Here is a 22,450-nt window from a genome sequence, read left to right on the forward strand (position 1 = left end):
TCCTCTTGGGTTGGTGGTTTTGGTTCGCGCTTAAAACATACCAGATCCAAGAGGATTTTTTTATGCCTGATCAATAATATTAACCAGAAATCAATGAATTATGAGTTTCTGGATGGGCACTAGTTAGAAGTTGGCCAATGCTGCTTAACACAGTGCCAGCAGGCAACTAAATAATGTCCATTTTCTTTACGCATTATATATCTGCCTATATAAAAATCCCTATTTTTCATATTGATAAAAATATGGCACATTAAATGCTTTATAAGAAAGTACCGATCAAATCTTGCAAGGATCAAGGATATGAAAATGAAGTACTTTGCAGCGCTAATCGCCAGTTCCCTGCTGACAGCCGGAGCTCACGCTACTCCAATTTTCGAAGATGATTTCGATTCTGAGGGCACTGCTGGCCAATCAGCCCTGAACTACAACGAGTTCACCAACTGGACGGTTTCTGACGGCACCGTTGACCTGATCTATAACACCAACCATTGGGGCATCAGCTGTCTTGGCGGAACAGGAAAGTGTGTGGATCTTGATGGTAGCACCGGCAATGCTGGTACTCTCACCAGCACCATGTTTACGCTGGCAGCAGGCAACTATTCGTTGGTCTTTGACATTTCCGGCAACCAGCGTAACGGCAGCAATGACATGATGCAGGTAATTCTAAACGGCATCCTGGGTGGTGAAACTTTTGATCTGGCTGGAAGCGCCCCCTGGCAAACTGTCACCCGTAACTTCACTGTGACGGAACTAACCAATAGTTACGTTAGCTTCGCCCACGATGGCGGAGACAACATCGGCATTATGCTCGATAACGTTGCGGTGAAAGCTGTACCAGAGCCAGGCACCTTGGCTCTACTGAGCTTGGGTCTTCTTGGTCTTGGAGCAGCTTACCGTCGCCGGTCTGTCTGAAAAAATACTTCAGATAGATTTTTTGAAGCCAGCCTTCGGGCTGGCTTTTCTGTTTTCTTTATATAAATTTCCGCTTGCCTTCTTCTATAATCTTGCCGCCTTTCACGCTGTTTTCGAGCGCCACGCTCGAATCCCAAAGTGATTTTAGGTATGTCGAAAATTTTTACACCTGATACTTTGAATCGTATCGGCATTGAGACACCTATCTAGCCAGGGTGAAGCCGAAGATTTCCCCTCTCTGATCAATCCGTATCGGCTTCTTCTCACACCATGACCGTGCTAAGGTTAAACCCATTTTTAACGGCAGTTGGCAGAACATGAGCTACCAGGTACTTGCCCGCAAGTGGCGCCCCCGTACATTCGAAGATATGGTCGGCCAGGAGCATGTGCTCCAGGCATTGATTCATGCCCTGGACAACCAGCGGCTGCATCATGCCTATCTGTTCACCGGCACCCGTGGCGTGGGCAAGACCACCATCGGGCGACTGCTTGCCCGCTGCCTGAATTGCGAAACCGGCGTTACCGCCACGCCTTGTGGTACCTGCTCCAGCTGTCAGGAAATCCAGGAAGGGCGTTTTGTCGATCTGATTGAAATCGACGCCGCCTCCCGTACTGGTGTGGATGATATGCGGGAGCTGACCGACAACGTTCAGTACTCGCCCTCCCGCGGGCGTTTCAAGGTGTACCTCATCGACGAGGTGCACATGCTGACCAACCAGTCGTTCAACGCATTCCTGAAAACCCTGGAAGAGCCGCCGGAACACGTCAAGTTCCTGCTGGCGACTACAGACCCTCAGAAACTCCCAGTCACCGTTCTGTCCCGCTGCCTGCAGTTCAACCTCAAACGGATGACACCAGAGCACATTGCCGGGCACTTGCGGTACGTGCTCACACAGGAAGGCATCCCTTTTGAAGAGCCGGCCCTGTGGCTGCTGGCCCGCGCCGCCGATGGCAGTATGCGGGATGCGCTGAGCCTGACCGACCAGGCCATTGCCTTTGGTAACCAGAAGCTTTCTGGCAGTGATGTCAGCAATATGCTGGGTACCATCGACCAGAGGGATATCGAAAAGCTGGTCAACGCACTGGTTGAGAATGACGGGCCGGCGCTGCTCTCTGAAATTGGCCGTGTTTCCGATTTCGCGCCGGATTACAGCGTGATCCTGGCGGACCTGCTGTCACTCTTCCATCGCGTGACCATGGAGCAGGTGGTCCCCGGCAGTGTCGACAATTCGTTGGGTGATGCTGCCCAGGTGGAATCCCTGGCGCGACGGCTGAGTGCGGAAGACGCGCAGCTGTTTTACCAGGCTGCTCTGATGGGCCGCAAAGACCTGTCAGTAACGCCGGATGCCCGCATGGGGTTCGAGATGACGCTGCTGCGCATGCTGGCCTTCCGGCCAGGCGCGGATCGCCGGGAGCCGCCGGCGGTTGCTTCCGGTGGTTCGTCGTCCGGTCAGGAGTCACGGGAGGACCCCGAGCCTGGCCCTGTGGCGCCGACAGCTCCGCCGGTGGAAGCCGTACCGGAGCCTGAGCCCGAATCAGGACCAGAACCGGAAGTAGAACCAGAGCCGGAAGTAGAGACAGAGCCACAGCTACAGCCAGAGCCAGAGCCAGAGCAGGTGGCTGAAGCCCCGCAGGCAGAACCGGTGGCGGAGCCTCCAGAAGAGCTACCGGACAATGGTGAATTTGTCTGGGAGCAGGATTTTCGCAGCCTTGGCATAGCCGGTATGCCGGGCAACCTGGCCAGCAACGCGGCCATGAGCCGTAATGGCGATGAAATCGTACTGACTATCGACGAAGGCCATGCCCGGTTACTGAACGCCCGCCACGAAGAAAAGATCGTTGAGGCATTGAGGAATCGGTTTGGTGACACCATAACCCTGCGTATAGAGCAGGGCGATGCTGGCGGAAAGACTCCGGCAGCCTGGGAAGAGCGCCGGCGCCTTGCGCGCCAGAAAGCGGCGGAAGAGGCTATTCGCAATGACCCGGCGGTGCAGTCCATCGTTGAACGATTCGAGGCGCGGGTAGTCGAAGACAGTATCCGCCCTGTTTGAGGCACTCTTGAGCCAATTCTGAAGAAGGTGAGCATGATGAATAATATGGGCGACCTGATGAAAAAGGCCCAGCAGATGCAGGAAGAGATGAAGAAGGCCCAGGAAGAGGCTGCCAAGGCCGAAATTACCGGCGAGTCTGGTGCCGGCCTTGTGAAGGTGACCATGAATGGTCGCCATGATGTACGGAAAGTCGACATTGATCCTTCCCTGCTGAGCGAAGAAAAAGAGGTTCTGGAGGATCTGCTGGCGGCGGCTATCAATGATGCCGTTCGCCGTGTGGAGGAAAACCAAAAAGACAAAATGTCCGGCATGATGTCTGGTATGGGTATGCCCCCTGGCTTCAAAATGCCGTTCTGATGAGGATTGTTGATGGCTTTTAGTCCGTTGGTGGACGAGCTGGTGGAGTCCCTCCGCTGTCTGCCTGGTGTCGGTCAGAAAACGGCCCAGCGAATGGCATTTCACCTGTTGGAACGGGGGCGCTCTGGCGGCTCCCGGCTTTCAGATGCGTTGGAAAGGGCGATGACGGGCGTGCGCCGCTGTGAAAGCTGCCAGAACTTTGCGGACACTCCCACCTGTAATATCTGTGACAACACGGAACGCCGCAACGGTACACTCTGCGTGGTGGAAAGTCCGTCGGATCTGCTGGCCATCGAGCAGGCGGGTGATTACCGTGGCAGCTATTTTGTGCTGATGGGGCATCTGTCACCGATTGATGGCGTTGGCCCCGAAGAGATCGGTATCGAGCGCCTGCTGCGGCGCATTCAGGATGAAGGCGTGACCGAACTGATCCTGGCCACCAACCCGACGGTAGAAGGTGAGGCCACGGCCCACTACATCGCTGACAGGCTGGATGGCAGCAATATCCTCATCACTCGCCTTGCCCATGGCATTCCGGTGGGCGGAGAACTGGGATACGTGGATGGATTCACCCTCACCCACGCCTTCCGTGGCCGCAAACCCCTGACTGAATAAACCTGACCTGGCTTTTACTATGGACGCTACCAACCCGGCCGCACTTGTTCCCGCGGCTCCCGAGACTGTTTCCTGGGTTCGGGAACCGGGCGAACTGGACCGCTGGATTGCCGAAGGCGGAAGTGAGCCGCTGGCACTGGATACCGAATTCGAGCGGGTGAATACCTTCTACCCGATTCCGGGACTGGTTCAACTGGGGCTGGGAGACAGGTTCTGCCTGGTGGATCCTTCGGTTGCCGAGGCCTCCGAGGGTTTCCGCAAGATTCTGACGGATCCGGATGTGCCCAAGCTGCTTTATGCCATGAGCGAGGACCTTGAACTCTTCCGCCATTGGCTACAGCTTGAGCCGGAAGGGCTCGTTGATCTGCAGATTGGCGCAGCCCTTGCCGGCGCCGGTTTCTCGGTGGGGTACGCCCGCCTGGTGGAAACCCTGTTCGGGGAAACCCTTGATAAGTCCGCTACCCGTTCGGACTGGGTCTCGCGCCCGCTTTCCGAAGCCCAGGAGCGTTATGCGCTGGACGATGTGCGTTTTCTGGTGCCGATGTACCACTGGGTAATGGCAAAGTTGCAGGAGCGCGGCCTTGAGGACGCCCTTGCAGAGGAGTCAACACGCTTCTCCCGGGAGCTGGCGGCCCAAGATGACCCGGACAACCATTATCTTAAACTGCGTGGTGGATGGACTCTGAGCCGGCAGCAACAGGGTGTGCTGCGGGATCTGGTGCGTTGGCGTGAACAGGAGTCCAGGCGCCGCGACCGCCCCAGAGGCCGTGTAGTAGCGGACCCACTGTTACTCGCCATCGCCGAGAAATTGCCGAAATCGGCGCGGGAGCTGTCATCGATCCAGGGTCTTCCGCCTGCGGTGGTACGTCGTTATGGTGATAAAATCATCGAACTCGTTGCCAATGCTGCCTCCGCGGACAACTCGGGTATTGAGGCTATAGCGGCGCCACTGAGCCGGGAACAGCAGATGTTTTACAAGCAGGTTAAACGCCACATGGTCCAGGCTGCTGAGGCCAGGGATATTCCCATTGAGTTGCTGGCCCCGCGCAAACGCCTTGAGGCAGTCGTCGACCAGAGAGACCTGTCTGCCGGGCTTTTTGACCAGGGCTGGCGCCGCGAAACCCTGGCGCCGATGCGTGAACAGATTGAGGAATTACTGAAATCATGACCGAAAAAACGTTTGTATCGGTGTTTCGCAGCAGCAAGAAAATCGATACCTATATCTATGTTCGCCGTGGCCAGGCCTGGGACGAATTACCGGACAACCTGCGGGAGATCTTTGGCAAGCCGGTACATGCCATGGACCTGGTCATGACACCGGAGCGTAAACTGGCGCGCACCACCGGCAAGCAGGTGCTGGACGCCATTGCGGACAAGGATTTCTTCCTGCAGATGTCGGAAGAGAGCAGCGGCTATGTAGTCGACTTCCGCCGCAAGCCGGAGCAGAGCAGGGAATGATTGCACAGATTCCCTTCTGGCAGCGCAAGCGACTGGACGAGATGACGCCTGCGGAATGGGAGTCCCTGTGCGATGGTTGCGGCAAGTGCTGTCTGGCCAAGCTGGAAGACGAAGACACCGGCGATGTTTACTATACCGAGCTTGCCTGTCGGTACATGGATCAGGACAGCTGCCAGTGCACGGTGTATTCCGAGCGTTTGCAGAAGGTGCCGGCCTGCACGGTACTGACACCGGAATCACTGGGCGATTACCACTGGCTGCCATTTACCTGTGCGTATCGTACACTGGCGGAAGGTCGCCCACTGGCGGACTGGCACCCGCTGCGTTCAGGAGACCCGCAAACGGTCCATGACGCCGGCGTGTCGGTTCGCGGCCGGGTAATGTCCGAAGCCGACGTAGCAGAAGAAGACTGGGAAGAACACATCATTCACTGGATCCTTTAATGATAGACGCTGAAACCAACCTCGCTTACGGAATATTCTGGGCCCTGTACGCGGTCGCCTTTGTGATTTTCTTCTACACGATGGGGCGGCTTTTCCGCATCATTCCAATATACGCAGTCCGCACACTGCTTCAGGCAGCCCTGATTGTTGTCTTCCTCACCCCGGTGGAATCCGCCGAGGTGGCCAACTGGTGGATACCGGCGTGGTTGCACGGTGGCTATGAAACCATTCTGGGTGACGCCAGTGAGGCTGGCCGTGCCTTCCTGAACTTTGGTATCGCCTCTGCGGCCATGCTGTTGGTGTGGATACTTGACCTGGTGAGATATCGGTTGGTCAAACGCTGATGCGAAGAGTTCTGAGCTGTCTGTTTTTTGTTTTTCTCAGCCTGCCTTTCGCAGTGTCTGCCCAGCAGGAACCTGTACTGGAACTGCCGGACGATGCCGATATCCGCATAATTGTGGATATTTCCGGCTCCATGGAAGCCAATGACCCCGACAATCTGCGCCAGCCTGCCGTCCGTCTGCTGGCGCGGATGCTGCCGGAAGACTCCAGCACCGGGGTGTGGACTTTCGGCCAGTACGTGAACATGCTGGTGCCTCACGCAAAAGTAACCGACGACTGGCGGCAGCAGGCCGTCGATCGCTCCGGGCAGATCAATTCCGTGGCCCTGCGCACCAATCTTGGAGAGGCCCTCCGCGTTGCCAGCGACCCTTACCTGTCAGGCAGTGATGAACTGAATAACACCGATTTTATCCTGCTGACCGATGGCAAAGTGGATATCGCCGATGATGCCGGCGCTAATGAACAGGAACGGCAGAAAATTCTCGGCCCCATGCTTGAGCAACTGAACAGCCGTGGCGCTACGATTCATACCGTTGCCTTGTCCGGTGAGGCAGATCTTGAACTGCTTGAAACCCTCGCTACGGAAACCGGTGGCAGTTACTCCCTGGCACCCTCGGCAGACGCGCTGACCCAAGCCTTTCTGAAAGCGCTAAACACAGCCGTGCCCCAGCAGCAGATTCCTATCGAAGGCGACGGATTTACTGTCGATGAAGGCGTCGAGGAATTCACCGCACTGATTTTCCGCGCGGACGAAGAGCCGGCCGCCACCCGCGAGCTTGGCCTGATCAGCCCGGCGGGCGAGGAAGCGACGGCCGGTTCAGTATCAGACGGCATGCGCTGGGCGCGGGAAACCGAGTATGACCTGATCACCGTGACCGACCCGGCAGCGGGCCGGTGGCAAATCAACGGCGAACTGGGCGAGGGCAGCCGGGTCACGGTTGTCAGTGACCTTCGCATGGTTGTAAGCCCGATACCACCCATGTTCACGGCGGATGAGCCCATTGAACTCCGCGTGGCGTTCTTCGAAGACGACCAGAAAATTGATAATCCGGATTTCCTCGGTGTGATTGATGTTCGGCTTACCCTGACGTCCAACGATGGCCGCAGTGGTACCAAAACCCTGTCGGGAGATTCACCCCCGGAAGATGGCGTGTATACCGACGATATCCCCCGCCTGCCGGATGAGGGCGAATACGAGATCGATATCGTCGCCGACGGCCAGACTTTTTCGCGGCGATTCAGTGCGGCGACCCGCTTCGTGGTGCCAGAGGGTCAGGAGGCACCCGTTGCAGCCGAGCCTGTCGAAGCGCTTCCTGAGCCGGAGCCAGAACCGGAACCAGAGGCAGAGCCGGAAGTGGCGGAGCAACCCGTTGCCGACGATGCGCCAATCGATATCAGCCAGGTTGAAGAACCGGATGCGGCGCCGGTTGCAGAAGAGTCAGGCCCCGCACAGCCTACCGAAAACCAGCAGGAGCCTGTCCAGGAATCAGCTGAGTCAGGCGGGATACCTTTGTGGGCAATGGCAGCCGCCGGTGGGTTGGGCCTTTTGGCTGCCGGTGGCGTAGTTTTCGTAGCCATTCGCCGGAAAAAGTCCGAAACCGGGGAAGAAGAGGAGGAGGGAGAGCCTCCTGTTATAGCGCCGGAAGAAGAAATTCCCATAGCCGAACCGGAGCCTGAAGAAGAAGTTCCTGAAGAGGAAATTCCCGTTGCCGACACGGAAGTGGAAGAGCCCGAACCGGAGGAGGAAGACGATGAATTTGGTCTGGAGGATTTCGATCTCTCCGAGTTTGATGATCTGCCCGATACCGATGATGAAAACGGGCTCCTTGATGACGGGGATGAGCCTGACGACGGCAAGAAAAAGTAACCGCCCCTTATCAGACGAGCTTCGGTTCTTTATACTTGAGCGCTTATTTCAAACAGCCGTTTAATCGTTAATTGAACAGGATACTGACAGCATGAAGTTTACCGGTACCGAGAAATACGTAGCCACTGACGACCTGCAAATGGCGGTAAATGCGGCCATCACGCTGCAACGGCCGTTACTGATCAAGGGTGAGCCCGGCACCGGTAAAACCCTGCTGGCGGAAGAAATGGCCTCTGCGCTGGGCATGCGCCTGATTCCCTGGCACATCAAGTCCACCACCAAGGCGCAGCAGGGTCTATATGAGTACGACGCGGTCTCGCGTCTGCGCGATTCCCAGTTGGGTGACGAAAAGGTCAAGGACATCGGCAACTACATCGTCAAGGGCAAGCTATGGGAGGCCTTTGAGTCCGAAGAGCGGGTGGTGCTGCTGATCGATGAGATTGACAAGGCCGACATCGAATTCCCCAATGACCTGTTGCTGGAACTCGACCGGATGGAATTCTTTGTGTACGAGACGCAACAGCATGTCCGTGCCAACCACCGTCCCATCATTGTGATCACCAGTAACAACGAGAAGGAGCTGCCGGATGCCTTCCTGCGCCGCTGTTTCTTCCACTACATCAGCTTCCCGGATCACAACACCATGCAGAATATCGTGGACGTGCACTTTCCGGGCTTGCAGCAGCAGGTGGTAAGGGATGCCCTGGAAGTTTTCTTTGACGTGCGCAAGGTACCCGGGCTGAAGAAAAAGCCTTCTACCTCGGAACTGATCGACTGGCTGAAACTGCTGATGGCGGATGAGTTGTCTGCCAAAATGTTGCAGGAGAAGGACACCAGTTCTGCCTTGCCACCGCTTTACGGTGCCCTGGTGAAGAACGAGCAGGATGTCCACCTGTTGCAGAAGCTGGCCTTTATGGCCCGTCGTCGCAGCTGAAATCCGGTAAGAGCAACACTGTATGTTGATTGATTTTTTTCTCGAAGTGCGGCGTGCCAAGGTGCCCGCCAGCCTGCGTGAATTCCTGGATCTGCTGGAAGCCCTGCAGAATCGGCTCGCGTTCGCCAATATGGAAGAGTTCTACTATCTGGCGCGGGTTTGTCTGGTCAAGGATGAACGCCATTTCGACAAATTTGACCGGGCGTTCCAGGCCTATTTCGAAGGTATCGAAAACCTCGACGACCTGATGGAAGCGCTGATTCCCGATGACTGGCTGCGGGCGGAATTTGAGAAGCAGCTGTCCGAGGAAGACAAGGCGAAGATCGATTCCCTGGGCGGCCTGGAAGAGCTGATTGAAACCTTCAAAAAGCGCATGGAAGAGCAGAAGGAACGGCACCAGGGCGGCAACAAGTGGATCGGTACCGGTGGCACCTCTCCGTTTGGCGCGAATGGTTATAACCCTGAAGGTTTCCGGATTGGCCAGAACAAGGGTCGCCATGGCCGTGCCGTTAAGGTGTGGGAAAAGCGCGAATTCAAGGACCTGGACGACAGCATTACCCTGGGCATCCGCAATATCAAGGTCGCCATGCGCCGCCTGCGGAAATTCGCCCGTCAGGGTGCCGCGGACCAGCTGGATATGGACGACACCATTCGTTCCACCGCCCGCAATGCCGGTTACCTGGATCTCAAAATGGTTCCGGAGCGGCACAACGCGGTCAAGGTGCTGATCTTCTTCGATGTGGGCGGCTCCATGGACCCCCACGTGCGGGTGTGCGAAGAGCTGTTTTCCGCCGCCCGGATGGAGTTCAAGCATATGGAGTACTTCTACTTCCATAACTTCGTCTACGAGAGTGTGTGGAAGAACAACATTCGCCGAATGAACGAAACCACCAGCACCTGGGACATCCTGCACAAGTACACGCCGGACTACAAAGTGATCTTTGTGGGGGATGCCACCATGGCGCCCTATGAAATTTCACACCCTGGCGGTTCCATCGAACACTGGAACGAGGAAGCAGGAGCGACATGGTTTCAGCGTATTAGCGAGCACTTCCGCAAAGTGGTGTGGATTAATCCGCTTCCGGAGAACTACTGGGGGCAGGGTGGTTCCCTGGGAATGACCCGGCAACTGGTGAATGACCACATGTACCCGCTGACCATTGAGGGCCTGGAATCGGCCATGAAGCAGCTGAGCAAATAAAAAAAGCCGACGCGGTTGAGGGCATCGGCTAAGCTCGGCATATCAAACGGGGTGCCTGTTTGAGCTCCCCGCCCTTCACAACGTGCAAGTCCAGGGCCACCTGACTATAAATATTCAAAATCAATCAATTAGCACGTTGCTACTGTAACTCACCGTGATCTGACACTCTCTTTTACATTGCCTCTGTCAAAAAAACCGACGCTTTCGATGGTTCAATTGGCGAGATACCGTTCTTGCCTGCCAGTCGGGCGTAAATTTGGAGTTACAGTGGCTACTAATGCGACATTACTCCTGGCCCTGCTTGTTCCTTAGCCAGGCCCTTACCGCTCGATGGTGATTTTGGGCAACCGGGGCTTGCTGAGTGACATTTTCTGGGTGGGGGCAATCACCTTTGCCTCGCCAGTAACCACCTGCTCATCATTCTGGTTACGCACATCGCACGCCAGAGTTACGCGGTTCCTCCGCCCCTTGGTCAGTACTTTGAGGTTTACTGTCAGAGTGTCGTCCAGCTTCACCGCCCGCCTGAATGTGAGGCTCTGTTCCAGGTAGACAGTGCCCGGGCCAGGCATTACTGTGGCCAGGGCTGCGGAAATCAGCGAGCCGCTCCACATGCCGTGGGCTATGCGTTCATGGAACGAGGAGTCTGCGGCAAAGGCGGAATCCAGATGCAACGGATTTACGTCGCCGGACACGGCGGCAAATAGCACCAGTTCGTCTTCCGTCAGTGTCTTCACATAGGTTGCCGAGTCGCCTTCCTGAAGTTCGTCGTAGGTAATGTTTTCAAGCGTCTCAAACGTCTCGCTCATATGGGCTCCGCGGTTATCCCGATGGGTATAATGCCAAATTGGGTAGTTGTTTATAGAAGCTACAGTTCTGCCCCGAAAACTACCTCATCGTTCACAAAACTGCTATTCTCTCCCGACTTTTCGAGGCTGATACTTTTGTCTGGTTGATTTTTTGATCAAACCGATATCGGTAAACATTACAAGCACAAGTGCCCAACAGGAGATGGTGATGGATTTTGAGCAGTTCTATCAGGACAAATACCCCGCCGGTGTACCCCACACAGTTGACCTTGAAAAATACTCCAGCATGGTGGATGTATTTGATCAGGCGGTAAAGAAGTACGCTGACCGACCTGCCTTCAGCGCTGTTGGCGCAACGCTCACCTATCGTGACCTGGATACCCAGAGCCGCAATTTTGCCGCGTGGCTGCAGAACAAGACCGACCTCAAACCGGGCGATCGCATTGCTGTTCAGATGCCCAACGTTTCCCAGTATCCCGTTGTTGTCTTTGGTGCCATGCGCGCGGGTCTGATTGTGGTGAATACCAACCCGTTGTATACCACCCGCGAGATGGAGCACCAGTTTAACGATTCCGGCGCCAAGGCCATAGTCGTATTGGCTAACATGGCCAACAACGTTGAGAAAGTGCTTCCCCATACCGGCATCGAGCACGTTATTGTCACCGAAATTGCCGATATGCATTCCCCGCTGAAGCGCACACTGATGAACGCGGCGGTAAAACACCTGAAGAAAATGGTGCCGGCCTATAATCTGCCACAGGCCCATAAATTGCCAGCGGTTCTCAGCGCCGGCAGCAAGGAAAAGTTCACACCGGTAGAATGCAAGAAGGACGACATTGCTGTATTGCAGTACACCGGCGGCACTACCGGTGTAGCCAAGGGTGCCATGCTGACTCACGGTAACCTGGTTGCGAACCTGCTGCAGGTTCGCCCGATGATGGAGGACACGGTGGAAGAGGGCAAGGAAGTGGTAATCGCACCGCTGCCTCTCTACCACATTTACTCGTTCACGCTGAACTGCGGCATCATGCTGGAAGCCGGTGCGCACAATGTGCTGATTCCGAACCCCAGAGATATTCCGGGCTTCGTCAAGGAACTCAAGAATCACAGGTTCACCGCGTTCCTTGGTCTCAACACGCTGTTCGTGGCGCTGTGCAATAATGAAGAATTCCAGGGTCTGGACTTCAGTGGCCTGAAGCTGACCTCCTCCGGCGGCATGGCGCTGACCAGCGACACCGCAAAGATGTGGCAGCGTGTCACCGGTTGTGAAATCGCTGAAGGCTATGGCATGACTGAAACATCGCCGGTTGTTACCTTCAACCCCAATAGCGCCATTCAACTGGGCACCATCGGCCTGCCGATTCCGGGTACCGAAGTCAAAACCATCGACGACGACGGCAAGGAAACGCCCATCGGCGTGCCGGGTGAATTGTGCGTGAAAGGTCCGCAGGTAATGCGTGGCTACTGGCAGCGTCCGGAAGACACACAGAAGTCGTTTACCGAGGACGGGTTCCTGCAAACCGGTGACATCGCGCTGATCCAGGAAGATGGGTATATCCGAATCGTGGACCGCAAGAAGGATATGATCATCGTGTCTGGCTTTAACGTGTTCCCGAACGAAATCGAGGATGTGGTGAGTGGCCATCCCAAAGTGGTTGAGTGTGCCGCAGTCGGCGTGGCCGATGCCAAGAGTGGCGAGGCGGTAAAGGTTTACCTGGTGCCCACTGCGGAAGGGGTGACAGAGAACGAACTGAAAGAGTTCTGTCGTGAGCGCCTGACTGCGTATAAGGTACCCAAGTCGTTCGAATTCCGCGACGACCTTCCGAAGACCAACGTTGGCAAGATTCTGCGCCGTGAACTTCGGGATGAAGCCAGCAACAAGTAAAGGGCCCGATGACGCAAGCTCCACCAGAAAAGCCTGAAAATAAGCACGACCGCAAGGCGGCCCTCAGGGCCGCCATGCATAAACCTGCCACGTTTCCTTCATCGCTGCCCGTCTCTGAACGGGTCGATGATATTAGCGAGGCCATCGAACAGAATCAGGTGGTGATTATTGCCGGCGAGACAGGTTCCGGTAAAACCACCCAGATTCCCAAGATCTGTATGAACATTGGCCGTGGTATCCGCGGCCTGATTGGCCATACCCAACCACGGCGGATTGCCGCCCGTACCGTGGCCGGGCGCATTGCCGAGGAACTGGGAGAGCAAACCGGTGGCCAGGTGGGGTATCAGGTGCGTTTTACCGACACCACCACTGACCAGTCCCGCCTGAAAGTGATGACCGATGGCATCCTGCTGTCGGAAATCCAGCACGACCGATTCCTCCACCGTTATGACACCCTGATTATCGATGAGGCCCACGAACGCAGCCTCAACATCGATTTTCTGATGGGTTACCTGCGCCGGCTCCTGCCCAAGCGCCCGGACCTGAAGGTAATCATTACCTCAGCGACCATTGAGGTGGATCGGTTCAGTCGGTTCTTCAACGACGCACCGGTGATTGAAGTCAGCGGGCGTACCTTTCCGGTGGATATCCGCTACCGCCCGCTGACCGGTGATGAAGACGACCGTGATCAGGGCTGGACCGATGGTGTGCTGCGGGCCATGGAGGAAATCGAACAGCACGAACGGGCGGAGAAACAACCGCCGGGCGATGTGCTGGTGTTCCTGCCCGGTGAGCGGGAGATACGGGCCCTGAGCAAGGTTCTGCGCCATGCGGAGCTGCGCCATACCGAGGTTCTGCCGCTCTATTCCCGCCTCAGCAACCAGGAGCAGAACCGGATATTCCAGAGCCATCGGGGCCGTCGCATGGTGCTATCCACCAATGTCGCGGAAACCTCCCTGACGGTGCCTGGTATACGCTACGTGATCGACACAGGCGTAGCGCGGATCAGCCGCTATAGCGTGCGCTCCAAGATCCAGCGCCTGCCGATCGAGCCGGTGTCCCAGGCCAGCGCCAACCAGCGCGCGGGACGATGTGGCCGGGTGGCGCCGGGGATCTGTTTCCGGCTCTATGATGAAACCGACTTTATCAACCGACCGGAGTTCACAGACCCGGAGATCCTTCGCACCAACCTGGCATCTGTTATTTTACAGATGACCACCTCCGGGCTCGGGGATATCCGGAATTTCCCGTTTCTGGAGCCGCCGGACCGCAGGCTGATTAACGACGGCTACAAACTGCTCGAAGAATTGGGTGCCGTAGATGACAAGCGACGGGTGACCGGCCTTGGTCGCACCATGGCGCGATTACCCCTGGACCCGCGGCTGGCGCGCATGCTGGTTACGTCCTCGGAACAGGGCAGCCTGGCGGAAACGCTCGTTATCATCGCCGGCCTCAGTGTTCAGGACCCAAGGGAGCGGCCGCAAGACAAACAGCAGGCTGCCGACCAGGCCCACGCTCCGTTTACCGACAAGGAGTCCGACTTCCTGACGTTCCTGAACATCTGGAACTTCTACGAGGAGCAACGCCAGGAACTGTCTCAGAACCAGCTCAAAAAGGTGTGCCAGAAAAGCTTCCTGTCATGGATGCGCATGCGGGAATGGCGGGATATCCATCGTCAGCTCACGCTCATCTGCCGCGAGCAGAAGCTCAGGCTCAACAAGGAAAAGGCCAGTTACGAATCGCTCCACAAGGCGATACTGGCCGGCCTGCTGGGGCAGGTGGCTGTCAAACTGGAAAAGAAGGAATACCTTGCCACGCGCAATCGCAAGGTGATGATCTTCCCCGGCTCCAAGGTGTCGAAGAGCGGCCCCAAATGGATCGTTGCCGCCGAGATTGTTGAAACCAGCCGTGTCTTCGCCCGGGTAGTGGCGAAGATTGTGCCGGAATGGATTGAACCTCTCGCTGGCCATGTGGTGAAGCATCACTACTTCGAGCCCCATTGGGAGCAGAAACGTGCCCAGGTGATGGGTTACGAGAAGGTGACGCTGTACGGCCTTGATATTATTGCCAAGCGGCGTATTCCCTACAGCAAGGTAGACCCGGCTGAGTGCCGAACCCTGTTTATCCGCCACGCGCTGGTGGAAGGGGAGTTCCGATCCAAAGCGCCATTCATCGCCCGCAACCGGGAATTGCTGGATACCGTCGAGAACCTAGAGCGCAAAACCCGGCGCCGGGATCTGCTGGTGGAGGATGAGGTGCTGGTGGAGTTTTACGATCAGCGCCTGCCGGCCGACATTGTCAGCGGCCGTCACTTCGAACACTGGTGGAAACAGCTCAGCGCCGACGAACTCCGCAACATGGAGCTGACAGAGTCTGACATTCTCCAGCGCCCGCTGGATGAGCAGGCGAGCGCTCTGTACCCGGATTATCTCGAGTGGGAAGGAGTGCGCTACCCGCTGAGTTACGAGTTCGAACCCACCAGTGAACGGGATGGTGTGACCCTGCAGGCGCCGGTGATGGCCCTGAAACAGTTACCGGCCAGGCGGCTGGAATGGTTGGTGCCCGGACTGCTGCGCGAGAAGTGCATCGCCCTGGTCAAGGGGTTACCAAAGGCCTTGAGGCGCAACTTCGTGCCGGTGCCTGATTTTGTCGAAGCGGCACTGGAAAACCTTCAGCCTTCCAATGAACCCTTGGCGTTGCAGTTGGGTGAGCAGCTCCGGCGGATGACCGGCGTGCGGATTGATCCGGACGCCTGGCCAGAAGCGGAGTTGCCGAAGCATCTGAGAATGAACCTGCGGGTAGTGGATGATGCTGGCAAACCCATCGCCGAGGGTCGGGAAACGGAGAAGCTTCAGAGTGAGCTCGAAGGCCGTGCGGAAGCGGCGTTATCGTTTGCTACCGAAAAACAGCCGGCAGGGGAGCCAGCCACGACATCGACCGGATGGGATTTCGGCGAACTGGCGCAATCCATCAGAACTGAAAAAGGCGGCATGGAGGTCACCGTGTATCCGGCCCTGGAAGACCAGGGAGACTCGGTGCTTCAAACCCGTTTCCTGGACCGGCTGACGGCAGACAATGCCACCCGCAAGGCCGTAGCGCGGCTTATCCTTATCCGTCTGGGCAGCAGGCTGGACGATATCGACCGTAAATTGCCCCACTTCAAAGCGTCCGCGCTGATGTTTGCTCCTGTTGGCAAGGCTCGTGTTTTGCTGGACGACCTGTTGCTGGCAACTGCCATGCAGCATTTTGTTCCCGATCAGGTGCCTCGCGACAGTGCAGCCTTTGAACAGGCGTTCGAGGCCGGTCGGGCTGAGTTTATTCCGGCCCTGGAGGAGGCAGACGCACGCCTGCACCAGGCCATGACCGGTTATCATGGCGTGATGAAGCAACTGAAGGGCAAGATCAGCCTGGCGCTTGCCAACAGTATGGCGGACCTGAAGTTCCAGCTTCAAAACCTTGTTTACCCGGGATTTCTGGTATCAACGCCACCCGAGTGGCTGGCCCATTTCGGGCGTTATTTCGAGGCCGCCAGTGTCCGCTATGAAAAAATGCCCAGGGAACTTGGCCGGGAGCGAGAGTTCCTGCACACCATGGAACCGCTGTGGTCCCGCTATGCCAACAAACGGGATGAGCAGCAGCGCCAGGGGGTAAGGGATCCCGAGCTGGTGTTGTACCGCTGGATGCTGGAAGAGTTCCGGGTGTCTTTCTTTGCGCAGCAACTGGGTACGGCGATGCCGGTATCGGTCAAGCGTCTGGACAGGCAGTGGGACAAAACCCGGGTCTAAGACGATGGTAGCCGCGGGCAAAACGTTCAGACTGTGTTAGTATTTGGGCAATATTGGTGCATTCATACCTATGTCGGATTACGCCTTCGGCCAATCCGACCTACTACGTGGGGTTAGCGTGATTAAAGCCGTTATCAGCGGAACCGGGTTGTACACACCGCCAGCAACTATTACCAACGACGAGCTGGTGGAGGCATTCAACGCATTCGTGGAACTCCACAATGCCCGTCATGCCGACGAAATTGCGAGCGGGGATGTCGAGCCACTTCAGCCTTCCTCTTCTGCGTTTATCGAAAAAGCGTCTGGCATCAAACGGCGCCATGTCATCGACAAGGAAGGTATTCTTGATCCGGAACGAATGTGCCCGAACATTCCGGACCGCGGTAATGACGTGCCGTCGGTACAGTGTGAAATGTCGGTTGCCGCCTGCAACGAGGCACTGAAACAGGCCGGCAAGACCGCTTCGGCCGTGGACGCGGTGATCGTGGCCTGTTCCAACATGCAGCGCCCGTACCCGGCCATCTCCGTTGAGGTTCAGGATGCCCTGGGGATTGAGGGCTTCGCGTATGACATGAATGTGGCCTGCAGCTCCGCCACCTTCGGCCTGCAAGCGGCAGTGAATGCCGTCGAGAACGGCACGGCGAGGGCGGTACTGGTCGTCAGCCCGGAAATCTGTTCCGGACACCTGAATTTTCGCGACCGCGACAGCCACTTTATTTTCGGTGATGCCTGCACGGCGATCCTGGTTGAGCGTGATGCCGATGTGGCTGAAGGTCAGGGCTTTGAAATCCTCGGAACCCGCCTTAAAACCCAGTACTCCAACAACATCCGCAATAACTTCGGTTTCCTGAACCGGGGCGATAAAGAAGGGATCAACAAGCCGGACAAACTGTTTGTTCAGCAGGGCCGGAAAGTGTTCAAGGAAGTATCGCCGCTGGTGGCGGAGACGATTCTCAAACAGCTTTCCAGCCTGTCGTTGTCACCAGGTGACCTGAAGCGCATGTGGCTTCACCAGGCCAACCTGAACATGAATCAGTTGATTGCCCGCAAGGTGCTGGGGCGGGACGCCGATACCAAAGAGGCGCCGGTGATTCTGGACGAGTATGCCAATACCAGTTCGGCAGGCTCCATCATTGCTTTCCACAAGCACAAGGATGATTTTACCGCTGGCGATCTGGGTGTGATTTGCTCATTTGGTGCTGGCTATTCCATCGGCAGCGTTGTGGTTCGCCGCCGATAGATCAGCCTGCCGCCAACTCCCTGAGTTTGTCCGGAAGTGACATGGAGGTGCGTTTCGTGCGGTCAAACCAGACAATCTTTGCGTAGCCTTCCGCGTAAAGCTCCCCGCTCTCGACATCCGTCAGGGTATGATAGGTGTCGAGACTGGAATTGCCCGCCTTGTCAGCGTATGTTCTTACCTCAACTGTAGCCGGATGGGAAAGCTCCTTCAGAAATGTGGCGCTGGTCTTTATAATTATCGGGCCGTCGGGATCGTTTTCCTTACCCAGTTCAAGGGAAGCCAGCCAGGTTATGCGGGCTTCTTCGAAAAAGCGGAAATAAACCGTATTGTTGGCGTGACCGTATGCGTCCATGTCGCCCCAACGAAGCGGCATCGAAATTGTGCTGACCAGATTCCCGGGTACTGACATCGGGTTCCTCCTGAATGGGGGTTAATAGTAAAAACTAAAGCGCTGTTATTTTCGACGAACCGAAACAGAATTAACAACCTCAGGTCTGATGATGAGACAATTTTTTTCCCGGCCCCTTTTGCTTGGTGGCCTGTTCGTTCTGTTCCTGTTTGCAGGTGGAGCAACCGCGCAAACCGTTCAGCCAGCTGACCCGGAAATGGCCGCGCAAAAACTCGATGCGCCAGCGAGTGAGGTCGATCCCTACGAGGACTGGAACCGCAAGGTCTACAGTTTCAACGAAACTATCGACAACTGGTTTCTGAGGCCGATTGCCCAAGGCTACCGTACCATTATGCCGGGTTTTGCCGACCGGGGGATATCCAACTTTTTCAACAACCTTACGGAACTTCGCAACTTCGCAAACAGTATCTTCCAGCTCAAGGGCGAATCGGCGGTGGTTGCCGCAGGGCGGTTTACCTACAATACCGTGTTTGGCCTGGGTGGATTTATCGATGTGGCCACCAGGTTTGATTTGCCCGAGCGCCCCGAGGATTTCGGTCAGACCCTCGGTTATTGGGGTTCGAAATCCGGACCTTACCTGATGCTTCCTTTCCTGGGCCCGTCGACTCCGCGGGATTTCGGTGGTTTCGTTACGGATAACCTGGCGTTGCCCTCTGCCTGGGATCTGGCGGAAAGCCCGGATGTCTATTATGCCAGGGCATTACAGATTGTGGACAGGCGTGCAGACCTGATTCCGGCAGAAGCCTTCATGTCTGGAGATGGCTACACGTTTGTCCGAAACGCCTACCTGCAGCGACGCGCTTACCTGATTAATGATGGCCGGACACTGAATGATCCCTTCGCCAGCGACGATGACGATGAAGATCTGATGCTCGAGGATTTCTGAGGATAAATTGATGGTCGATGACCGTATCCGCAAATTCCGCAAGATGCTGGCGGAGGCGCCGAATTACGAGGTGTGGAAGGCGGCCGCCCTGGAGCTGGATTTTCTGGAAGGCAACGTGGAGTGGAAGGAGGATTTTGCATCCGACCTGTATCACTACGAGCTGATCTATGACCGCCTCAGTCATCTCAGAAGTTACCGTCAGCAGAATGATTTCGAACGTCTGAAACGTGCTCTGAGGGAAGGCCTGCATCACGACCTGGGCAATATGGGAAATACCGCCCTGTATACCCGTTCCCGAGTGGGCACCAAGCACCTGATCGAGGAATACATTACCCAGGTGTGCGAATCCCTGGATTTCCTGTGCGACACCAGGGTGCCCGGGTTCCCGGTTGTCGACAAGCTCCAGTTCTTCCGCGATACCCTTACCAGTTACGGTCGGCCAGCGCTGTTGTTAAGCGGCGGCGCGACCCTCGGCATGTTTCATTTCGGGGTGATCAAGGCCCTGTGGGAAAAGGGCCTGTTGCCTCAGGTAATTGCAGGCTCCAGTAGCGGCGCCATCATTGCCGGAATACTGGGTGTTCACAGCGACGCCGAGGTCCCGGAAATGCTGGTGCCGGAAAACCACGACCTCAAGGCCTGGAAATGGCGTGGAATACTCAGCGCTTTACGGGGTGACGGCCTGATGGACCAGACGCAGCTGAAGAACTGTCTGCGGGCCAACATCGGGGAGTACAGCTTCGAGGAAGCGTTCCAGAAGAGCGGCCGTTCCATCAATGTGAGCGTGTCGCCGGTTCAGACTCATCAGAAGGCGCGTTTGCTTTGTGGTTACACGTCTCCCTATGTAACGGTCTGGAGTGCGGTACTGGCGAGTGCCGCCGTGCCGGGTATATTCCCACCGGTGCCGCTGATGAAGAAGGACATTCATGGCAACATCCTGCCTTACATGTCCCGTTTGAAGTTTGTTGACGGCTCCGTGGTCAGCGACCTGCCTATCGAGCGGCTGATGCACCTGTACGATGTCAATTTCACCATCGTCAGCCAGACCAATCCACATGTGGTGCCTTTTCTGAATCGACGGGGCCGGGACGAAAAGATCAACTTCGCCAACCTGCCGATGCATCTGCTGAAATCGGAAATCCAGTTTCACGGTGAGGGAATTTTCGATTACCTCCGCAAGCGGGTTCAGCCGGAAATTCTGCGCCAGATTTCAGGGCAGATGTATACCATCATGGGGCAGCGGTATTCCGGTGATGTAACCATCTCACCGTCCTACCGTCTAAGTGACTACCGCCGTATGCTGTCGAATCCCGACCCGGCATGGGTGCGGGAAATGATACTGCAGGGAGAGAGGGCTACCTGGCCGAAGATCTCCATGATCCGCTCCCATGCCCGTATCTCCAAAACCCTGGAGCGCTGTATTGGCCGGCTGAAAGCCGAGCAGCGCCGCTCGACCGCGGATTTGAGACTGGTAAGCAGTACGGATTCCGGCACATCATGAGATGACAGCCCCGGGAGCCGGGCGGTATGATACCGCGATAGCGAGGGAGCCAGATGGCGGTTCCCGTAAGCTCCGTCTGCGCACCTGACTGGACACTCATGTACTACGATTTCTTCGGTTTTCGGGAACCCCCGTTTTCGATTGCCCCCGATCCCCGCTACCTCTATCTCAGCGAACGCCACAAGGAAGCGCTGGCGCACCTGATGTATGGCGTACAGGGGCAGGGTGGCTTCATCGTGATTACCGGTGAAGTCGGTACCGGCAAAACGACGGTGAGCCGCTGCTTCATCGAGAATGTGCCGGATCATGTGGATATCGCGTTAATCCTGAACCCCAGGTTGTCTGCCCGCGAGTTGTTGTCCTCCATTTGTGACGAGCTTGAGATTGCGCACCCGGTGGGGTCTTCCATCAAGGAGCTGGTGGGGCTGATCAACGATGACCTGCTCAAGGCCCATGCCGCCGGCCGCCACAAGGTTCTGATGATCGACGAGGCTCAGAATCTTTCCGCCGAAGTGCTGGAGCAACTGCGCCTGCTTACCAACCTCGAAACCGCCGAGAAAAAGCTTCTGCAGATCGTGTTACTTGGACAGCCGGAGCTGCAGGGTATTCTCGAGTTGCCGGAGCTACGGCAACTGAACCAGCGAGTCACCGCGCGCTACCACCTGGAGGCTCTTGGGCGAGAAGAAATAGAAGCCTATCTGCGTTACCGCCTCAGTGTTGCCGGGCTTCGGGGCGAGATTTTCACCGACGGGGCTGTGCGGGCGCTGTACCGCTCGAGCCACGGTGTGCCCCGGCTGATCAACCTGATCAGTGATCGCGCTTTGTTGGGGGCCTATGCGGAAGGCGAGCATCAGATCAGCGCTTCCCATATCCGTACTGCGTCACGGGAAGTGAACGGCAACCGGCCCCGGCGCGGTTCCGGTGTTGTTTCCGGGAAGTCCCAGTTGGTACTGGTGGCAGCCAGCATTGTGATCGCCATTATCATGACCGCCTGGGCAATGGATCGTTTGCCGGGCGCTTCCTGGATGACTCCTGACGCCTCCGCCGGAGCCGACAACGAGGTTTTGTCCGGCACCATCGAACGTGTAGAGGTTCCGGTCGAACCATTACCAGAGCCCTTGACGGACGTTCTGCCAGACTTTGAATTCTCTGCCAATACGCTGCCCTTACCCGCGGCTTTCGAGGAACTGTTCAGCGTTTGGGGGCGGGAATTCAGTGTGTCCGAGAATCCGGTTGCCTGTCGTTATGCCGAGGAGCGGGGACTGCGTTGCCTGGAGAACCGGGGCTCGCGTCGGAGCCTGGAATACCTGAATCGGCCTGCCATTCTGCAACTTCGCAATGACGAAGGTAGCGTCCGCTATGCGGTATTGAGTGCTCTCGACAATAACCGCGCAACCATTGAGCTTCCGCAGGGCCAGCTGGACGTGAGCTTCCCCAGCCTGGAGCCCTATTGGTTCGGTGAGTTCACCGTTCTGTGGGAGACGCCTTCGCATATTGGGCAAGGCCTGGGCGAAGATGGCGGTGTGTCCGAGCAGGTCTGGATGGGTTCCCGGATGATGGAGCTGGCCAGCCGCTATTCTGCGTCCCGAGAAGAGGAAAACCGCGTGAATCGCTTGCCTACGGAGGAGCAGATTCGCTGGTACCAGGAGCAGAAAGGCCTGACGGTGGACGGTATTGCCGGTGCCATGACCATCATCCAGATGAACAATGATCTGGAATCCGACGGCCCCCGGCTCAGATCAGGGGGGATGGTTAACTGAC

At 56.7% G+C, this 22,450-nt stretch carries 19 protein-coding genes; 17 read left to right on the plus strand and 2 right to left on the minus strand.

The genetic code is table 11. The annotated features are described in order from the left end of the window. Window positions 1–300: 300 nt before the first annotated feature. From M8010_RS10910 to M8010_RS10960, 11 genes are all read left to right on the plus strand, one after another. Entirely contained in the window at window positions 301–912 is a 612-nt protein-coding gene (locus M8010_RS10910; protein ID WP_250091175.1) for a PEP-CTERM sorting domain-containing protein, read from the plus strand. A gap of 317 nt (window positions 913–1,229) precedes the next feature. Further along, window positions 1,230–2,963: a DNA polymerase III subunit gamma/tau gene (gene dnaX, locus M8010_RS10915; RefSeq protein ID WP_250091177.1), complete on the plus strand. Its 1,734-nt coding sequence runs from the start codon at window positions 1,230–1,232 to the stop codon at window positions 2,961–2,963. Window positions 2,964–2,996: 33 nt separating this feature from the next. After that, window positions 2,997–3,320 carry a YbaB/EbfC family nucleoid-associated protein gene (locus M8010_RS10920; RefSeq protein WP_250091179.1) on the plus strand — a complete coding sequence of 108 codons (324 nt, stop codon included), beginning with the start codon at window positions 2,997–2,999 and terminating at the stop codon, window positions 3,318–3,320. Window positions 3,321–3,332: 12 nt separating this feature from the next. Further along, on the plus strand, window positions 3,333–3,935 hold the full coding sequence (gene recR, locus M8010_RS10925; protein WP_250091181.1) for a recombination mediator RecR: 603 nt from the start codon (window positions 3,333–3,335) through the stop codon (window positions 3,933–3,935). Between the two features lie 19 nt (window positions 3,936–3,954). Then, complete coding sequence (locus M8010_RS10930; protein WP_250091183.1) at window positions 3,955–5,103, plus strand: ribonuclease D; 1,149 nt, start codon at window positions 3,955–3,957, stop codon at window positions 5,101–5,103. Further along, the gene (locus M8010_RS10935; protein ID WP_250091185.1) at window positions 5,100–5,393 is read left to right on the plus strand and encodes a YcgL domain-containing protein; all 294 of its coding nucleotides are present in this window, start codon (window positions 5,100–5,102) and stop codon (window positions 5,391–5,393) included. The genes M8010_RS10930 and M8010_RS10935 overlap by 4 nt, the downstream gene beginning before the upstream one ends. Then, window positions 5,390–5,836: a YcgN family cysteine cluster protein gene (locus tag M8010_RS10940; protein ID WP_250091187.1), complete on the plus strand. Its 447-nt coding sequence runs from the start codon at window positions 5,390–5,392 to the stop codon at window positions 5,834–5,836. The genes M8010_RS10935 and M8010_RS10940 overlap by 4 nt, the downstream gene beginning before the upstream one ends. Then, on the plus strand, window positions 5,836–6,180 hold the full coding sequence (locus M8010_RS10945) for a hypothetical protein (protein ID WP_250091189.1): 345 nt from the start codon (window positions 5,836–5,838) through the stop codon (window positions 6,178–6,180). Before M8010_RS10940 ends, M8010_RS10945 begins: the two co-directional genes overlap by 1 nt. Continuing rightward, window positions 6,180–8,045, plus strand: a complete 1,866-nt coding sequence (locus tag M8010_RS10950) for a vWA domain-containing protein (RefSeq protein ID WP_250091191.1) — start codon at window positions 6,180–6,182, stop codon at window positions 8,043–8,045. The genes M8010_RS10945 and M8010_RS10950 overlap by 1 nt, the downstream gene beginning before the upstream one ends. 91 nt (window positions 8,046–8,136) lie before the next feature. Continuing rightward, window positions 8,137–8,979: an AAA family ATPase gene (locus M8010_RS10955; protein WP_250091193.1), complete on the plus strand. Its 843-nt coding sequence runs from the start codon at window positions 8,137–8,139 to the stop codon at window positions 8,977–8,979. Between the two features lie 22 nt (window positions 8,980–9,001). Beyond that, the gene (locus M8010_RS10960) at window positions 9,002–10,180 is read left to right on the plus strand and encodes a vWA domain-containing protein (RefSeq protein ID WP_250091194.1); all 1,179 of its coding nucleotides are present in this window, start codon (window positions 9,002–9,004) and stop codon (window positions 10,178–10,180) included. 320 nt (window positions 10,181–10,500) lie between these two features. Here M8010_RS10960 and M8010_RS10965 read toward each other — a convergent pair whose 3' ends face one another. Then, window positions 10,501–10,986 carry a MaoC/PaaZ C-terminal domain-containing protein gene (locus tag M8010_RS10965; protein ID WP_250091196.1) on the minus strand — a complete coding sequence of 162 codons (486 nt, stop codon included), beginning with the start codon at window positions 10,984–10,986 and terminating at the stop codon, window positions 10,501–10,503. 208 nt (window positions 10,987–11,194) lie between these two features. Here M8010_RS10965 and M8010_RS10970 point away from each other — a divergent pair, with 208 nt between their 5' ends. The 3 genes from M8010_RS10970 to M8010_RS10980 all read left to right on the plus strand — a co-directional run bounded on the left by M8010_RS10970 (window position 11,195) and on the right by M8010_RS10980 (window position 17,896). Next, on the plus strand, window positions 11,195–12,871 hold the full coding sequence (locus M8010_RS10970) for an AMP-binding protein (protein WP_250091197.1): 1,677 nt from the start codon (window positions 11,195–11,197) through the stop codon (window positions 12,869–12,871). Window positions 12,872–12,879: 8 nt separating this feature from the next. After that, complete coding sequence (hrpA, locus tag M8010_RS10975) at window positions 12,880–16,656, plus strand: ATP-dependent RNA helicase HrpA (RefSeq protein ID WP_250091199.1); 3,777 nt, start codon at window positions 12,880–12,882, stop codon at window positions 16,654–16,656. A gap of 118 nt (window positions 16,657–16,774) precedes the next feature. Further along, entirely contained in the window at window positions 16,775–17,896 is a 1,122-nt protein-coding gene (locus M8010_RS10980) for a beta-ketoacyl-ACP synthase III (protein ID WP_250091200.1), read from the plus strand. A 1-nt stretch (window position 17,897) separates the two neighbouring features. Here the strand turns inward: M8010_RS10980 and M8010_RS10985 are convergent, their stop codons facing one another. After that, window positions 17,898–18,305, minus strand: a complete 408-nt coding sequence (locus tag M8010_RS10985; protein WP_250091202.1) for an acyl-CoA thioesterase — start codon at window positions 18,303–18,305, stop codon at window positions 17,898–17,900. Between the two features lie 91 nt (window positions 18,306–18,396). Between M8010_RS10985 and M8010_RS10990 the strand changes: the two genes are divergently transcribed. From M8010_RS10990 to M8010_RS11000, 3 genes are all read left to right on the plus strand, one after another. Further along, window positions 18,397–19,191: an MlaA family lipoprotein gene (locus M8010_RS10990; protein WP_250091203.1), complete on the plus strand. Its 795-nt coding sequence runs from the start codon at window positions 18,397–18,399 to the stop codon at window positions 19,189–19,191. A 10-nt stretch (window positions 19,192–19,201) separates the two neighbouring features. After that, window positions 19,202–20,689 carry a DUF3336 domain-containing protein gene (locus M8010_RS10995; RefSeq protein WP_250091204.1) on the plus strand — a complete coding sequence of 496 codons (1,488 nt, stop codon included), beginning with the start codon at window positions 19,202–19,204 and terminating at the stop codon, window positions 20,687–20,689. A 98-nt stretch (window positions 20,690–20,787) separates the two neighbouring features. After that, on the plus strand, window positions 20,788–22,449 hold the full coding sequence (locus tag M8010_RS11000; RefSeq protein WP_250091820.1) for an ExeA family protein: 1,662 nt from the start codon (window positions 20,788–20,790) through the stop codon (window positions 22,447–22,449). Window position 22,450 lies beyond the last annotated feature (1 nt).

This window comes from Marinobacter sp. ATCH36, from assembly GCF_023555055.1.
GTDB lineage: Bacteria > Pseudomonadota > Gammaproteobacteria > Pseudomonadales > Oleiphilaceae > Marinobacter.

What these genes read in the sequence shown, in the direction of transcription:
- M8010_RS10910 (WP_250091175.1), top strand. Translation starts at nt 301, where the DNA reads ATGAAAATGAAGTACTTTGCAGCGCTAATCGCCAGTTCCCTGCTGACA.
- dnaX (WP_250091177.1), top strand. Translation starts at nt 1,230, where the DNA reads ATGAGCTACCAGGTACTTGCCCGCAAGTGGCGCCCCCGTACATTCGAA.
- M8010_RS10920 (WP_250091179.1), top strand. Translation starts at nt 2,997, where the DNA reads ATGATGAATAATATGGGCGACCTGATGAAAAAGGCCCAGCAGATGCAG.
- recR (WP_250091181.1), top strand. Translation starts at nt 3,333, where the DNA reads ATGGCTTTTAGTCCGTTGGTGGACGAGCTGGTGGAGTCCCTCCGCTGT.
- M8010_RS10930 (WP_250091183.1), top strand. Translation starts at nt 3,955, where the DNA reads ATGGACGCTACCAACCCGGCCGCACTTGTTCCCGCGGCTCCCGAGACT.
- M8010_RS10935 (WP_250091185.1), top strand. Translation starts at nt 5,100, where the DNA reads ATGACCGAAAAAACGTTTGTATCGGTGTTTCGCAGCAGCAAGAAAATC.
- M8010_RS10940 (WP_250091187.1), top strand. Translation starts at nt 5,390, where the DNA reads ATGATTGCACAGATTCCCTTCTGGCAGCGCAAGCGACTGGACGAGATG.
- M8010_RS10945 (WP_250091189.1), top strand. Translation starts at nt 5,836, where the DNA reads ATGATAGACGCTGAAACCAACCTCGCTTACGGAATATTCTGGGCCCTG.
- M8010_RS10950 (WP_250091191.1), top strand. Translation starts at nt 6,180, where the DNA reads ATGCGAAGAGTTCTGAGCTGTCTGTTTTTTGTTTTTCTCAGCCTGCCT.
- M8010_RS10955 (WP_250091193.1), top strand. Translation starts at nt 8,137, where the DNA reads ATGAAGTTTACCGGTACCGAGAAATACGTAGCCACTGACGACCTGCAA.
- M8010_RS10960 (WP_250091194.1), top strand. Translation starts at nt 9,002, where the DNA reads ATGTTGATTGATTTTTTTCTCGAAGTGCGGCGTGCCAAGGTGCCCGCC.
- M8010_RS10965 (WP_250091196.1), bottom strand. Translation starts at nt 10,986, where the DNA reads ATGAGCGAGACGTTTGAGACGCTTGAAAACATTACCTACGACGAACTT.
- M8010_RS10970 (WP_250091197.1), top strand. Translation starts at nt 11,195, where the DNA reads ATGGATTTTGAGCAGTTCTATCAGGACAAATACCCCGCCGGTGTACCC.
- hrpA (WP_250091199.1), top strand. Translation starts at nt 12,880, where the DNA reads ATGACGCAAGCTCCACCAGAAAAGCCTGAAAATAAGCACGACCGCAAG.
- M8010_RS10985 (WP_250091202.1), bottom strand. Translation starts at nt 18,305, where the DNA reads ATGTCAGTACCCGGGAATCTGGTCAGCACAATTTCGATGCCGCTTCGT.
- M8010_RS10990 (WP_250091203.1), top strand. Translation starts at nt 18,397, where the DNA reads ATGAGACAATTTTTTTCCCGGCCCCTTTTGCTTGGTGGCCTGTTCGTT.
- M8010_RS10995 (WP_250091204.1), top strand. Translation starts at nt 19,202, where the DNA reads ATGGTCGATGACCGTATCCGCAAATTCCGCAAGATGCTGGCGGAGGCG.
- M8010_RS11000 (WP_250091820.1), top strand. Translation starts at nt 20,788, where the DNA reads ATGTACTACGATTTCTTCGGTTTTCGGGAACCCCCGTTTTCGATTGCC.